A 12,911-nucleotide genomic window follows, 5' to 3' on the forward strand; every position below is an offset into this window, starting at 1 on the left:
GTGGTCAGGCCGAGTTCATTCCTCGTGTTTGGGAGGCTTCTCGGTCTGCCCGTAGGTCTTCCACTTCTCCAGCACCCGGAAGAGCTCCGCCTCGTCGAGCAGCACGGGCTCGCCCACCTGGAGCGCCCGCCAATACATGGCCGCCAGCGTCTCCACCTCCACCGCCAGCTTGAAGGCGCTCGAGAGGCTCTCGCCGACCGCGAGCATGCCGTGGTTGGCCATGAGACACGCGCGCCGTCCCTCCAGCGCGCGCAGCACGTGCCGGGACAGCTCCTCCGAGCCGAACGTGGCGTAGTCCGCGCAGCGGATGTCCACGCCGCCCGCCCGCGTCACCATGTAGTGGAACCCCGGAATGGGCCGCCGCAGGCACGCCAGGCTCGTGCTGAACATGGAGTGCGCGTGGAAGACGCCGCCCACCTCGGGCCGCGTGGCGTACACGTCCCGGTGGATGCGCCACTCGGACGAGGGCTCGCGCCGGCCCTCCCACGTTCCGTCCTCGCGCATGAACACGATGTCCTCGGGCGCGAGCGTGTCGTAGTCCAGGCCCGAGGGCGTGAGCAGGAAGCCGCCCTCCACGCGCTCACTCAGGTTGCCGCTCGTGCCCTGGTTGAGCCCCGTGACGTTCATCCGCCGCGCCAGGGCCACCAGCGCCTCGCGCCCGGCCGCGCTCACGTGCCCGTCCCCTTCGCCGCCCGCCGCTCGGGGAAGAGCGACAGCAGCCCCTCCTCGGAGGCCGCGCACACGCCCCGCTCGGTGACGAGCGCCGTGACGAGCCGCGCGGGCGTCACGTCGAAGCCGTAGTTGGCCACCGGGCTGCCCTCGGGCGTCACCCGCACCGTGGCCAGCGCGCCATCCGGCAGCCGCCCGCTCACGTCCGTCACCTCGCGCCCGTCGCGCTGCTCGATGGGGATGTCGCGCACCCCGTCGTGAATCGTCCAGTCGATGGTGGGCGAGGGCAGGGCCACGTAGAAGGGCACGCCGTTGTCCTTCGCCGCGAGCGCCTTGAGGTAGGTGCCGATCTTGTTCGCCACGTCGCCGCGCGCCGTGGTGCGGTCCGTGCCCACGATGCACAGGTCCACCTGGCCGTGCTGCATGAGGTGGCCGCCCACGTTGTCCGCGATGACGGTGTGGGGCACGCCGTGCTGGCCCAGCTCCCACGCGGTGAGGCTCGCGCCCTGGTTGCGCGGCCGGGTCTCGTCCACCCAGACGTGCAGGGGCAGGCCCTCGTCGTGCGCCAGGTACAGCGGCGCGAGCGCCGTGCCCCAGTCCACCGTGGCCAGCCACCCCGCGTTGCAGTGGGTGAGGACGTTGAGTGGGCCCTGGCGGCCCTTGCGCGCCCACGCCTCGCGCAACAGCCCGAGCCCGTGCTCGCCGATGGCCCGGTTGATGGCCACGTCCTCGTCCGCCAGGGCGGCGGCGTGGGCCCAGGCGGCGGCGAGGCGCTCGGCGGGGGGCAGGGGTTGGAGTACCCGGCGCAAGCCCTCGAGCGCCCAGGCCAGGTTGACGGCGGTGGGGCGCGTGGCCTGGAGGGTCTGACAGGCGTGGGTGAGCGCCGCGTCCGAGGTGTCCTCGCGCAGGGCGAGGCACACGCCGTAGGCGGCCACCACGCCGATGAGGGGGGCGCCCCGCACGCGCATGGCGCGGATGGCGTGGGCCGCCTCCGCGAGCGTGGTGAGGCGCGGCGTCACGAGCGCGTGCGGCAGGTGCGTCTGGTCGATGATGCCGACCGTGCCCTCCGGCTCGGCCCAGACGCTGCGCATGGCTCTTCCCTGGACCTTCATCCGGCGGGCTCCTCCCGGCCCCGCGAGTGGGGCGCGCCCTCCATCATGCCCGGCGGCACGCGGTGGGCGGGAGGATTCAGGCCGGGCGGTCAGGCGGGCCCTCAGTGGCTCCAGTCCACGAGGCTGGAGAAGGCGAGCTGCTCGGTGGCGATGATGGCGTAGGCGCTCGTGTCCACGAAGCGCTGCCAGGCCGCGGGCCGCGCGCCATTGGCCGTGTCCACCCAGTCCACGAAGCCGCCCACCACGCCGTCCACCGAGCCGTTGTTCACCCAGCAGCCCGAGCCCGTGCCCGCCCCGAGCGCCGACAGGGCGAAGTTGTAGTGCCTCCACGCCGCCGCATACAGGTCATGGTAGTTGCCCGTGGCGCGGGCGATCTTCCACTCGGCGTCCGCGAGCTGCAGCGCCGAGCCCGGGTACACCTTGGTGTCCCGCCCCACCGCCGGCGTCCACTGGTGCACGCCGCCCGCGTAGCGACCGCTCGCGATGCTCAGGGGCTCGTTGTTGTACGCCGTGCCCGTCTCCCACCAGTCCGCGAGCTTCTTGGCGTACGCCTCGCCGGGGTCGCGCGCGCTGAACTCGTAGGGCGCGAAGCCCGTCTGGTCCACGCCGCCGTTGTAGACACCCTTGCCGCCCCCATCCAGGTAGGAGAAGTAGTTGCCCCACGCGCCCGGGTCCTGCGCGGCCACGAGCCAGCCGGCGATGGTGTTCGCCCGGTTGGCGTAATAGGTCGCCGTGCCCGCGTCGCCCACGGCCGTGGCCCAGTGCGAGAAGGCCCGGAAGGCGGCCACCGCGTACGAGCGATCCACCGTCCACGAGCCCAGGTGCGCGTCGACGTACTGGGCCATCTGCTGCGCCAGCGCGTACTCCTGCGACTGGTAGTTGGCCCGGTCCCCGTTGGGCGAGTACAGGCAGTACTTGCGCATGGCGATGAGCACCTCGGCGGTGGCCGCGGCGCCGCCGGGAAAGGCGTTGGTCCGGTTGCCAGTGGCGTCGTAGTTGACGAACTGCCCGGTGGGCGACTGCATGAAGCCCACGCGCTTCACGCCATTGACCGTCTCCACCACGTGGTTCTGCGAGTTGCGCACCCAGCTCCAGAAGTAGCCGCTGAGCGCCGTCTTCGCGCGCGTGTCCAGGTCCGGGTTGCTCCGGCCCGCGGCCACCAGGCGGTTGTAGCCATACAAGAGGCCGATGGCGCCGATGGCCGAGGTGCCCGGGTCCACCGCGTCCGCCGAGCGGCTCGTGCCGATGCGCCAGTCATTGAGCGCCCCGTAGCCGGCCGCGCCCGAGGACAGGTTGCCCACGTTCGGGTTGGCGGCCGTGAAGGAGCACTGGGTGATGTAGTAGGTCTCCATCCAGACGTTGTCGTAGCTGTCCGCCCGGGCGGCGGACGCGCCGAGCAGCAGGGGCACCACGAGGCAGGCAGCGAGCAAGCGGGAGCGCAGGGTCATCCCGCCACGCTGTCCCGAGGAAGTCCCGGAATCCAGGAAATTCAGAAGGACCTGTCACGGCCCGTGCATGACCGCGCGGGGGTGGGTCTCTTCTTCTCCGGGGGGCGCTGTTTCCCGCGGGCCGCGAGCCCGGGGGGGTTGGCGCGCGCGGGCAGGGTCTCCCACGGGGGGGTTCAATGCCGGGCCGCCCGGATCCGGTACACGGGTGCCGGACCGGGTGGCCCGCGCGGCGTCAGCGGCGCAGCACACGGCCCGCCACGGCGTCGAGCCGGGCGAGCACGGCGGCGTCCCGCGCCTCGGGGGCGGTGATGAGGGCGTGGTCGAGCGCCCGCTGGCAGCCGTGGACGCACGGCCCCGCGTGGCCGGAGAGCCGGGGCACCACGTCCTTCACCAGCGCGCGCGCCCGGCCCGAGTTGGCGTGCATCACCGCCACCACCTGGTCCACCGTGACGGCGTCGTGTCCGGGGTGCCAGGAGTCGAAGTCCGTCACCATGGCCACGCTCGCGTAGCAGAGCTCCGCCTCGCGGGCGAGCTTGGCCTCGGGCATGTTCGTCATGCCGATCACGCTGCAGCCCCACGCCCGGTACAGCTCGCTCTCGGCGAGCGAGGAGAACTGGGGGCCCTCCATGACCAGGTAGGTGCCACCCCGGTGCGCGGGGATGCTCAGCGCGCCCAGGGCGTCCATCACCGCGTCCCCGAGCCGCCGGCACACGGGCCGGGCCACGGACACGTGGGCCACGCACCCGGTGCCAAAGAAGCTCTTCTCCCGGGCGAAGGTGCGGTCGATGAACTGGTCCACCACCACGAAGGTGCCCGGGGGCAGGTCCTCGCGCAGGCTGCCCACCGCGGACACGCTCAGCACGTCCGTGACGCCCGCGCGCTTGAGCGCGTCGATGTTCGCCCGGAAGTTGATGTCCGAGGGGGCGATGCGGTGGCCCCGGCCATGGCGGGGCAGGAACACCACGGGCGTGTCCCCGAGCGTGCCGAAGCACAGCGCGTCCGAGGGCTCGCCGAAGGGCGAGGCCACCGGGCGCCAGGTGACGTCCCGCAGGCCGTCGATCTGGTAGAGGCCGCTGCCGCCGATGATGCCCAGCACGGGCGAGGTCGAGGTCATGTGGGGGGCGACTCTAGCTCTCGGCGATGGCGAACGCGGCGCGCACGCGCGTGGCGGCCGGGGCGAGCCCCGCCTCCTGCAGGCGCTCGGCGGCCCACACCATGGCCTCGGTCTGCGAGGGGGTGACGACGAAGGGCGAGCTCATGCCGGCCCCGTGGCGGATGAGGCTCGCCATGACGCGGCCCTCGGGCGAGCGCAGGAGGTACGCCGAGCCCACCATCCAGCGGCGCATCGTGTCCCCGTGGTCCCGCAGCCAGTCGATGTAGCGCTGGCGCACGCTCGCGCACACCTGCGCCAGGCGCACCTCGCGCACGTCGAGCACCAGCACGTGCGGCTCGGCCCGTCGCAGCCACTGCGCCCGGGCCTCCAGGTAGTCTTCGAGGTCACCAGCCTGGGCTTCCTGGCCGAACTTCACCCGCAGTAGCGGCCAGAGCCGCCCGTCCACCGAGAGCGGCTCGGTGGTGGCGGAGGGAGCCCCTCGAAACCGGGGAACGGATGACTCGGAGTCATCTGTGGGATGGAAGGCGCGGAATAGGACCACGGGTACGACTCATACCACCTTTCTGGCCGGATGTTGAGGAACGGGCGATGATCTCAGGACGTATAAGCGCGCGGAATGAAAGGAGTCAGGGATGAACCTGCGGTGCCAGTCCTGTGGAGCGGAGCTGGTGGTGGAGGCGGAGCTGCGCACCACGGTGTGTCCGTACTGCGCGGCGCCCTCGGTGGTGGAGCGGCCGCCCAGCGTGGACAGCCCCGCGCCGACGTTCGCCCTGGGCTTTAGTTTGACGCACCAGGCCGCGGGCGAGCGGGTGCGGGCCTGGGCGCGCTCGCGCCACCCCTGGACGCACTCGGGGCTCAAGCGCGCCCCCCTGGAGATCATCCGCGGGGTGTACGTGCCGGCCTGGCTCTACAGCGCCCGCGCCGAGTCCGAATACACGGCCTCCATCGGCGAAGACTATAAGGAGACCGAGACCTACACCACCACGGAGAACGGCAAGACGGTCACCAAGACGCGCACGGTGACGAAGACGGAGTGGCGCTCGCTGGCGGGGGCGCACGCGGAGTACGTGCCGGACGTGCTGGTGACGGCCTCGCGGGGCCTGCCCAACGTGGAGCTGGCGGCGATCGAGCCCTTTGATTTGAGGGCCCTGGCGCGCTACGCGCCCGCGCTGGTGGCCGGGTGGGTGTCGGAGGAGCCGTCCCTGTCGCGCGAGGCGTGCCTCACCCTGGCGCGCGAGGAGGCCCAGGCGCTGGTGGCGCGGCGGCTCGCGGCCTTCATGCCGGGGGACTCGCACCGCGAGCTGCGCTTTCGCACGCGGCTGGAGGCGGAGTCGCTGGACGTGTGCCTGGTGCCCGTGTGGGTGCTGGCGGTGCGCTACGCGCCCCAGGCCCCGCCCTTGCGCGTGGTGGTCAATGGCCAGACGGGCGTGGTGCACGGCAAGCCCCCGGTGTCGTGGGTGAAGGTGGCGCTCACGGTGCTCGCCGTGCTGGCGCTGGGCGTGGGGGCGTACTTCTTCCTGGGAGGCCGCTCATGACGGCGCTCGCAGCGGTGGGCTGCGCGCGGTGTGACGGCGCGCTGGAGCAGGGGGATCTGCGCTGTCCCCTGTGTGGCCTGGCGGTGTCGGGCACGGAGGGCCCGCGGGCCCTGAAGGTCCAGGCGCGCGTGGCCCGCTGTGACACGTGCGGCGCCTCGGTGGCGTACTCGGTCGAGGCCCGCGCGCCCCAGTGCGCGTTCTGCACCTCGGTGATGCACGTGGAGACGATGACGGACCCGGTGGAGCAGGCCGAGGCCCTGGTCCCCTTCGCGGTGGACCCGGCGGCGGCGCGCGCGGCGCTCGGCGAGTTCCTCGGGCGGCGGCGCTTCTTCCAGCCCTCGGACCTGGCGGCGCGCGCGGCGGTGGACTCGCTCCAGGCCCTGTGGTGGCCGGCGTGGGGCTTCAGCGCCGGGGCGCGCGTGAGCTGGACGGCGGACTCGGACGCGGGCAGCCGCCGCTCGGACTGGGCGCCGCACGCGGGGCAGGCCGAGCTCTCCTTCGAGGACGTGCTCGTGTCCGCCTCGCGGGGCCTGTCCGACACGGAGTGCACCGGGCTCGCGGGCGCCTACCGGCTTGGCACCGCCCAGGCCCAGCCCCAGGGGCCCGAGGACGCCCAGGTGGAGCGCTTCGACGTGACGCGCTCGGGCGCGCGGCGGCAGATTCAAGCGGCCGTGGAGCGCGAGGCCGAGGCGCGGCTGCGCGAGGCGCACATCCCGGGCCGCCGCTTCCGCCACGTGCACGTGGCGGTGGTGCTCGCGAGCCTGCGCACCCGCCGCTACGCGCTGCCCGCCTACGTGCTGGCCTACCGCTACCGCGACAAGGCCTACCGGGTGGTGGTGCACGGGCAGGACGCCGCGGTGGTGCTCGGCGAGACGCCCGTGTCCTGGGCCAAGGTGATGGCCGTGGTGGGCGGCGTGCTGCTGGGGGTGCTGTTGCTCGTGCTGCTCTTCCGTTGAAGGGGCGCGCGGCGGGACTGGCATCGGACGCCCGGGCGCGCTAGCCCCTGGGCATGCGCATTCCGGAGTTCAAGCTCGAGCGGTACTTCGCGAAGTGGGAGTTCCACGCGCCCTATCTGTTGTGCTCCTCGGACCTCGAGGGCTGGCGGATGGGGGACCTGTTGGCGCTGGCGGACGACGACGCGCGCGAGCGCTGGGAGCGGCTGGGCCTGGGCTACACGGAGTCCACGGGCCTGCCCGCGCTGCGCGAGGCCCTGGCGGGGCTCTACCCCGGGGTGGCGGCGGACCAGGTGCTCACGTTCGCGGGGGCGCAGGACGCGCTCTTCGCGGCGCTCAACGTACTCCTGGGGCCGGGGGACCACGCGGTGGTGACGTGGCCGGGCTACCAGTCCCTGTACGAGGTGGCGCGGGCCACGGGGGCGGACGTGACGCTGTTGCGGCTGCGCGAGGAGGACGGGTGGAAGGTGGACCTCGCCGAGGTGGAGCGCGCGCTGCGGCCGGAGACGAAGGCCCTGGTGGTGAACTTCCCCCACAACCCCACGGGGGCGCTGCCGGACGCGGACACCTGGCGGGGGCTCTTCGCGCTGGCCGAGGCGCGGGGCGTGTATGTCCTCTCGGACGAGGTGTACCGGCTGCTCGAGTACGACCCGCGCGACACCCTGCCCTCGGCGGCGGAGCTGTCCCCGCGGGGCGTGAGCGTGGGGGTGATGTCCAAGGCGTTCGGGCTGGCGGGGCTGCGCGTGGGGTGGCTGGCCACGCGGGACGCGGGGCTGCTCGCGCGCTGCGCGGCCTTCAAGGACTACACGTCCCTGTGCAACGCGGCGCCGAGCGAGGTGCTGGCGCTCATCGCCCTGCGCGCGCGGGAGCGGGTGCTGGCGCGCAGCCAGGCGCTGCTCGCGGACAACCTGACGCGGCTGGATGACTTCTTCGCGCGGCGCGGCGAGTTGTTCTCCTGGGTGCGTCCCCGGGCGGGCAGCGTGGCGTTTCCCCGGTGGAAGGGCCCGGGCCCGGTGGAGGCGTTCTGCCAGTCCCTGGTGGAGCGCGAGGGCGTGCTGCTGCTGCCGGGCGGGGTGTATGACTTTCCCGGCGAGCACTTCCGGCTGGGCTTTGGCCGCACCAACCTGCCCGAGGCGCTCGCCCGGCTCGAGCGCTTCTGCGACACCTTGCCTCAGCGCTGAGGGCGCCACCACAGGCCCTTCAAGCCGGCCTGGTCACACGCGCGCTTCGCTTCCTCGGAAAAGCAGTAGAAGAGCAGCTCGGGAACGAAGAACACGGGCGGAAAGCCTTCCGGAGGTGGCCGGAGTTCGAGGTGCTCGGCCTCTTCCGGACTCAGGAAGTCCCGACCGCTCTGGCGGAAGGGGACTCCGTCCACCCGGGTCTGGTCGCGCTCCAGACAGTCGAGCGAATCCGCGAGCTGAAGGATGACGAAGTCGTCATTGCGGAGGGTCGTGTCGCTCACCTGGTGCCACGTCCGGTGCCCCGTGGCGCGATCCTGCACGAGGTGTTTGATCTTCTCCGCGTAGAGCGTCACGGGAATGAGCCGGTGAGGAAAGGCGCGCACGGACTCGAGCACCCGCACCATCCGCTTGGAGAGGAGCAGGACGTCCAAGGGCACCGTGAAGAGGTGGTCGAGCCGGGCCGCGTTCTCCAGGTTGCCGACGAACTCGATGACCTCGGGCGCACCGCATTCCCGCTGGTAGTCGACGCCCGGGCGGAAGAAGGTCGCATCCTTCGCGCCCTCGAAGTCGATCCAGGTCGCGTCATGGACGTCTTCTTCCTCGATATGCGAGGTGTCGGCCGTCAGGGCGTAGATCATACCGGGAAGGTCTCCGGGGTCGATGGGCGCTCCAACAGGGCGAGCTTCTTGCCCACCACGATGCCATCCTCGACGATCTCCTTGAGCACTTCAGGCGGGAGTCTGTGGATGTCTTGAATGGCCTGGCGCAGCTCGTTCTCGATCTTCAAGAGCGTCTGATGCAGGTGCTGCGGCGTGACCTTCCCCAGGGGGCCGAGGGCGCGTTGCGCGTTGGTGAGCCTGCTTCGGACATAGTTGCTGTACTTGGGGTGGTTGCCCAGATGCATGAGCTGTCCTTGCGCGTTGGGGATGCTGGGCATGTCGATGATGTTCGTCCCACGATCGACGGTGTACCCCTTGAGCCGTTCGAGCGCCTCCAGGATGAGCGGGTGGCTCTGGGCGACACCATCTGGAATCAGGTGGTGTAACTGGTTGCCGGCACTGATGCGCGCCTCGGCGCCCTTGCTCGCGGCCTCTCCCGCGGTTTCTCGGAGGAGGTCCAGGTAGTTCTTGCGGTACCGGCTGAACATGCTGATGCGGGTGGGGCCATCCGCCTTGAGCGCGATCAGGCCTTTTTCCGTGACCGTGAGTTGCGCGAGCTCGTGGGTCTGCCCCTTGAGGCGACGAAGCCGGACCGGTTGAGTCCCGTCCTTGACGACATCGAGGACGTACCCCGCTTGCTCCAGTTCCTTCTTGAGCACGTGGAACTCCAGCGTGCCTGGCTTCGGAACGGGACGCCCCACGAAAGGCTTGAGCGCCTCGCCATTCGGCGCCTTCTCCAACAACTGTTCCAGCGCCACGTCGTCGGGAACGTTCTCGGTGGGCTTCGTGGGCGTCTCCGTCGCACGAGTCCCGCGCGTTCCGTGAGAGAGCGCCGCGGCGATTCCAGGCTTGGGACTCATGGCCATGGCCGTCGCCGTGGACGTGATGCTTCCAGGGCGGAAGACAGGAACCGCCACCGCATGGCCGTTGCTGGACGCCACGGCCATGTACTCGAGTCGTGGAGGGCTGATCTTCACGCCTCTCGCCAGCGTCATCCCACGCGTGAAATTCGACTTCACTCCCGCCTTCGCCAGCGCGGCCATGGCGATGCTCATCAGCATCTGGAGAAAAGACTTGCTGGCGGCTTCGAGTCGCTTGCTGTCCCCGTGGGCCGTCCATGCGTGCGTGAGCCACTCCGTGGCGTGTTTCACGGCCTCGACGCCCGCGTCGATCATGTCCTTGGCGCCAAAGGCCGCCAGGCCCAATTGGATGAGCGCCGCCGCGAGTTGTGAGACCCCCGTGGGCGCCGCCGCGAGGATGGCGGAGGCGAGTTCCGCCGTGATGAAGATCACCACGATGCTGACGATTTGAGGCAGATGTTCACGGATCGCGTCCTTGTACTGACCGCCGACGGAGCCGAAGTGCCGAGGCGAGGTGGTCACGGACGTGAGGATGTCGTCCAGATGTCGACCCACATCCCTGGCCTTGACGAGCATTCCTCCCGTGAGGGAACCGCTCTCCACGTGTCCCTGAAGCCGTTGGGCGAAGGCCACGCTGACCAACCAGATCCGGTGTCCTTCGACGAGTCGGATGTCTCCGTTGACCTTTTGGATTCCCGCCCGATGCGAGTGCTGATTCACATGGAGGACGACGTTCTCGTAGTACCTCAAATCGCGCCCGGGCGTGATTCCCTGTCGGTAGATGCGCGCGGCGATGGGCTCGAGCTTGTCTCCTCTTTGGATGTGATGAAGCTTCGCGCAGGGTTCGGGAAGGTCCGTGTTGATGCGAAACGCCTGCACGTACCCGCTCAACAGAAGGCCGTCCAGGTAGGCGGCGACCTCCAGCCACTCCGGCGTGTGGGCATGAGGGCCGGTGACGCACACCCGGGTGCCTGGCGGAAGGGGTGTATTCGTCAAGCATTTCGACCCAGGCAGTTCAGCTGGCAGGGATCTCAAGTTCGTTCCGTCACGGTGATCGACGAATCCAATCTTGACGCTCATGGGATGTATTCAAGCGTGGAGGTTGCTCCTTGTCCACGTCTCCTCGGCCCACCGCGTGCGCTGTTCAGTTCAGGATGGAGGGAATGGCCTCGCGCAGGGCACGGTCCAATTCCTCCCAGGACACCCAGCGCGGCTCGGGACCGTTCGTTTCACTGGGGTGGAGCGGCAATCCTTGCTCCGCCGTCTTCTCCACGTCGTAGTCATGGACATCGAAGGTGGTCGAGGCATTCAGCGTCACGTCCCAGGATCGTCCTGTCTCCAGGTCGATGGCCAGCAGCGAGAAGCCTGGATCCGCGAAGACAGGCAACTTCAGCCAGGCTCGGCCCTGGTGGACCCCCAGCAGGACCGCGTCGCGGACGTGGAGCAGCCAGGCCGAGCGGTCTCGTTCGGGCTGCTCCAACACCAGGTACATCTTCTTCGTCCAGCGGCGGCCCGTGGTGAAGTGGTGGAGCCGCGCATCGCCCACCTTCCAGGCCCTTCTCCAGGGCTCGCTCGCGGATGACTCGGAGAGCCAGGTGTCCGCCCGGTGGAGGATGTAGCGAGGGCCCGTGCTCACGAGGCCCTCGACGGGCTCGGTCTCGGCGGGGAGCCTCTCGGGCTCCTCGTAGCGGGAGCGGGTCTGTCGCACCGGGCCGCCCTTCATCCAGCGGGGCTCGGGATGCGCCACGGCGCTCGCGGAAACGGGCGGCGGCGCCCGGGGCGGAGGCGCCTCGCCGTTCTCGGCCGTCTCGTCCTCATCGGAGGCCCGCGCGCTCCAAGTGTCTTCTTCTCCGGGCTCCGGAAGGAATGGCACCCCGAAGTCGGGCACCAGGGGAAAGCGCGCGCCCCAGGACTCGGCATCCAGACGGGCCGATTGATGGTCCGGGCGCTGGAAGTCGCTCGGGTCGCCGCCTGTCCCCCACAGGAGCAGCGCCCGCTCCTCGTCCGAGGGCGGCTGTCCGGGGACATGGAGGATGCGCATCTGGCAACCGGGCAGGGCGGCGCAGTCCACCGAGATCGCCAGGTGACGGCAGGTCCCTGGGTAGACCAACCAGTCCTTCCACTGGGTGGACCCCGAGACCTCTCCGGGGCCGGGTTGCTCCTGGAGATGGGCGGCGTGGGTGCCCGAGACGTTCAAGAACCGCGTGGCGCGCCATCCCCGCGACTCGGGCGCGAAGGGCAGCGGGCATGTCCTCACCGCCTGGACGGCCTCGGGCAGCGCGGGGGCCTTGGCCTCCGCGGCCGAGGTCAGGGCCATCACCAGGAGTCCGAATCGGGAAGGCGAACGCATTCTCCGAGTCTACCTCCGAGCCAGAGCGCCAGCTGTTGAGCGGGGAGCGGTCGGCGCGGGAATGCGTAGGGCTTCGGCCCGGAAGCCGTGTAAGACGCTCGGGATGAACAACAACGAGCACCGGATCGCGCTGTTCCTCGACTTCGAGAACCTGGTGACGAACACCGGTATCTCCGCGAACAACTTCGACCTGCAGCCGGCCATGGACCGGCTGCTCGAGCGCGGCAAGGTGGTGTTCCGCCGCGCCTACTGCGACTGGTCGCGCTTCAAGGAAGCCAAGGGCAACCTGCACGGCTACGGCGTGGAGCTCATCGACGTGCCCCCCTCCACGCGCTCGGGCAAGAACGGCGCGGACATGCGCATGGTCATCGACGCGCTGGAGCTGTGCTACGCGCGCGAGCACATCGACACCTTCGCCATCGCCTCGGGCGACAGCGACTTCTGCCCCCTGGCCTACAAGCTGCGCGAGAACGGCCGCACCCTCATCGGCCTGGGCGTGAAGGAGGCGACCAGCCCCCTCTTCGTGAAGGCGTGTGACGAGTTCATCTACCTGCGCCCCCGCCACAAGGAGGACAAGGAGAAGGACAAGGAGCACAAGAAGGAGGACAAGAAGGACAAGCGCTCGGAGGAGGGCGGCCGCGGCAAGCACGGCAAGGCCTCCAAGGAGTCCGCGTCCTCCGCGCGCGGCAAGTCCGAGGTGCCCGACATCGCCGTGGAGGTCGTCCAGCGGCTGCTCGGCCGCGCCACCGGCTCGGTGAATCCCTCCCTCATCAAGGAGGCCATCGTGCGCAAGGAGCCCGACTTCGACGAGCGCGACCACGGCTTCTCCACCTTCGCCAAGCTCCTGGCCGCCATGGAGCACGACGGCATGCTCAAGCGCGTGCAGCAGGGCCGGCAGTGGTACGTCGTCGCCCCCGATTCCGCCGTCGAGCCCCCTCCCTCCTCCAAGGGCAAGCGCGCCGCGGCGGCCGCGGCGGCCATCGAGGAGGACGAGGACGACGTCTACCCCGACCCCATCGACGACTGAGGC

General features: G+C 70.4%; 12 protein-coding genes. 4 read left to right on the forward strand and 8 right to left on the reverse strand.

The genetic code is table 11. From position 1 onward, the window contains the following. Positions 1 to 15: 15 nt before the first annotated feature. The 5 genes from I3V78_RS04010 to I3V78_RS04030 form a co-directional block, all read right to left on the reverse strand. Positions 16 to 672: a class II aldolase/adducin family protein gene (locus I3V78_RS04010; protein ID WP_204484994.1), complete on the reverse strand. Its 657-nt coding sequence runs from the start codon at positions 670 to 672 to the stop codon at positions 16 to 18. Continuing rightward, positions 669 to 1,781: an S-methyl-5-thioribose-1-phosphate isomerase gene (mtnA, locus tag I3V78_RS04015; protein ID WP_204484995.1), complete on the reverse strand. Its 1,113-nt coding sequence runs from the start codon at positions 1,779 to 1,781 to the stop codon at positions 669 to 671. The genes I3V78_RS04010 and mtnA overlap by 4 nt, the downstream gene beginning before the upstream one ends. A gap of 101 nt (positions 1,782 to 1,882) precedes the next feature. Further along, positions 1,883 to 3,229 (reverse strand): hypothetical protein, encoded by a 1,347-nt coding sequence (locus I3V78_RS04020; protein ID WP_204484996.1) that lies wholly within the window; start codon positions 3,227 to 3,229, stop codon positions 1,883 to 1,885. 232 nt (positions 3,230 to 3,461) lie between these two features. Next, positions 3,462 to 4,343 carry an S-methyl-5'-thioadenosine phosphorylase gene (locus tag I3V78_RS04025; RefSeq protein ID WP_204484997.1) on the reverse strand — a complete coding sequence of 294 codons (882 nt, stop codon included), beginning with the start codon at positions 4,341 to 4,343 and terminating at the stop codon, positions 3,462 to 3,464. 13 nt (positions 4,344 to 4,356) lie between these two features. Beyond that, positions 4,357 to 4,788 carry a hypothetical protein gene (locus I3V78_RS04030; RefSeq protein ID WP_204484998.1) on the reverse strand — a complete coding sequence of 144 codons (432 nt, stop codon included), beginning with the start codon at positions 4,786 to 4,788 and terminating at the stop codon, positions 4,357 to 4,359. Positions 4,789 to 4,975: 187 nt separating this feature from the next. Between I3V78_RS04030 and I3V78_RS04035 the strand changes: the two genes are divergently transcribed. The 3 genes from I3V78_RS04035 to I3V78_RS04045 are packed head-to-tail and all read left to right on the forward strand — an operon-like array spanning position 4,976 to position 8,012. Next, complete coding sequence (locus I3V78_RS04035) at positions 4,976 to 5,878, forward strand: TFIIB-type zinc ribbon-containing protein (RefSeq protein ID WP_204484999.1); 903 nt, start codon at positions 4,976 to 4,978, stop codon at positions 5,876 to 5,878. Then, positions 5,875 to 6,834, forward strand: coding sequence for a zinc ribbon domain-containing protein (locus tag I3V78_RS04040; RefSeq protein WP_204485000.1), 960 nt, complete (start codon positions 5,875 to 5,877; stop codon positions 6,832 to 6,834). The genes I3V78_RS04035 and I3V78_RS04040 overlap by 4 nt, the downstream gene beginning before the upstream one ends. A 53-nt stretch (positions 6,835 to 6,887) precedes the next feature. Continuing rightward, on the forward strand, positions 6,888 to 8,012 hold the full coding sequence (locus I3V78_RS04045) for an aminotransferase class I/II-fold pyridoxal phosphate-dependent enzyme (protein ID WP_204485001.1): 1,125 nt from the start codon (positions 6,888 to 6,890) through the stop codon (positions 8,010 to 8,012). Here I3V78_RS04045 and I3V78_RS04050 read toward each other — a convergent pair. From I3V78_RS04050 to I3V78_RS04060, 3 genes are all read right to left on the reverse strand, one after another. Then, the gene (locus I3V78_RS04050; RefSeq protein ID WP_204485002.1) at positions 8,003 to 8,650 is read right to left on the reverse strand and encodes a hypothetical protein; all 648 of its coding nucleotides are present in this window, start codon (positions 8,648 to 8,650) and stop codon (positions 8,003 to 8,005) included. The two genes, I3V78_RS04045 and I3V78_RS04050, sit on opposite strands and share 10 nt — an antisense overlap. After that, entirely contained in the window at positions 8,647 to 10,611 is a 1,965-nt protein-coding gene (locus tag I3V78_RS04055; RefSeq protein WP_204485003.1) for an AHH domain-containing protein, read from the reverse strand. The genes I3V78_RS04050 and I3V78_RS04055 overlap by 4 nt, the downstream gene beginning before the upstream one ends. A gap of 64 nt (positions 10,612 to 10,675) precedes the next feature. Then, positions 10,676 to 11,881, reverse strand: coding sequence for a hypothetical protein (locus I3V78_RS04060; protein WP_204485004.1), 1,206 nt, complete (start codon positions 11,879 to 11,881; stop codon positions 10,676 to 10,678). Between the two features lie 103 nt (positions 11,882 to 11,984). Here I3V78_RS04060 and I3V78_RS04065 point away from each other — a divergent pair, with 103 nt between their 5' ends. Continuing rightward, positions 11,985 to 12,908: an NYN domain-containing protein gene (locus I3V78_RS04065; protein WP_204485005.1), complete on the forward strand. Its 924-nt coding sequence runs from the start codon at positions 11,985 to 11,987 to the stop codon at positions 12,906 to 12,908. Positions 12,909 to 12,911 lie beyond the last annotated feature (3 nt).

This window comes from Archangium primigenium (assembly GCF_016904885.1).
Taxonomy (GTDB): Bacteria; Myxococcota; Myxococcia; order Myxococcales; family Myxococcaceae; genus Cystobacter; species Cystobacter primigenius.

What these genes read in the sequence shown, in the direction of transcription:
- mtnA (WP_204484995.1), bottom strand. Translation starts at nt 1,781, where the DNA reads ATGAAGGTCCAGGGAAGAGCCATGCGCAGCGTCTGGGCCGAGCCGGAG.
- I3V78_RS04035 (WP_204484999.1), top strand. Translation starts at nt 4,976, where the DNA reads ATGAACCTGCGGTGCCAGTCCTGTGGAGCGGAGCTGGTGGTGGAGGCG.
- I3V78_RS04060 (WP_204485004.1), bottom strand. Translation starts at nt 11,881, where the DNA reads ATGCGTTCGCCTTCCCGATTCGGACTCCTGGTGATGGCCCTGACCTCG.
- I3V78_RS04065 (WP_204485005.1), top strand. Translation starts at nt 11,985, where the DNA reads ATGAACAACAACGAGCACCGGATCGCGCTGTTCCTCGACTTCGAGAAC.
- I3V78_RS04045 (WP_204485001.1), top strand. Translation starts at nt 6,888, where the DNA reads ATGCGCATTCCGGAGTTCAAGCTCGAGCGGTACTTCGCGAAGTGGGAG.
- I3V78_RS04040 (WP_204485000.1), top strand. Translation starts at nt 5,875, where the DNA reads ATGACGGCGCTCGCAGCGGTGGGCTGCGCGCGGTGTGACGGCGCGCTG.
- I3V78_RS04020 (WP_204484996.1), bottom strand. Translation starts at nt 3,229, where the DNA reads ATGACCCTGCGCTCCCGCTTGCTCGCTGCCTGCCTCGTGGTGCCCCTG.
- I3V78_RS04050 (WP_204485002.1), bottom strand. Translation starts at nt 8,650, where the DNA reads ATGATCTACGCCCTGACGGCCGACACCTCGCATATCGAGGAAGAAGAC.
- I3V78_RS04055 (WP_204485003.1), bottom strand. Translation starts at nt 10,611, where the DNA reads ATGAGCGTCAAGATTGGATTCGTCGATCACCGTGACGGAACGAACTTG.
- I3V78_RS04025 (WP_204484997.1), bottom strand. Translation starts at nt 4,343, where the DNA reads ATGACCTCGACCTCGCCCGTGCTGGGCATCATCGGCGGCAGCGGCCTC.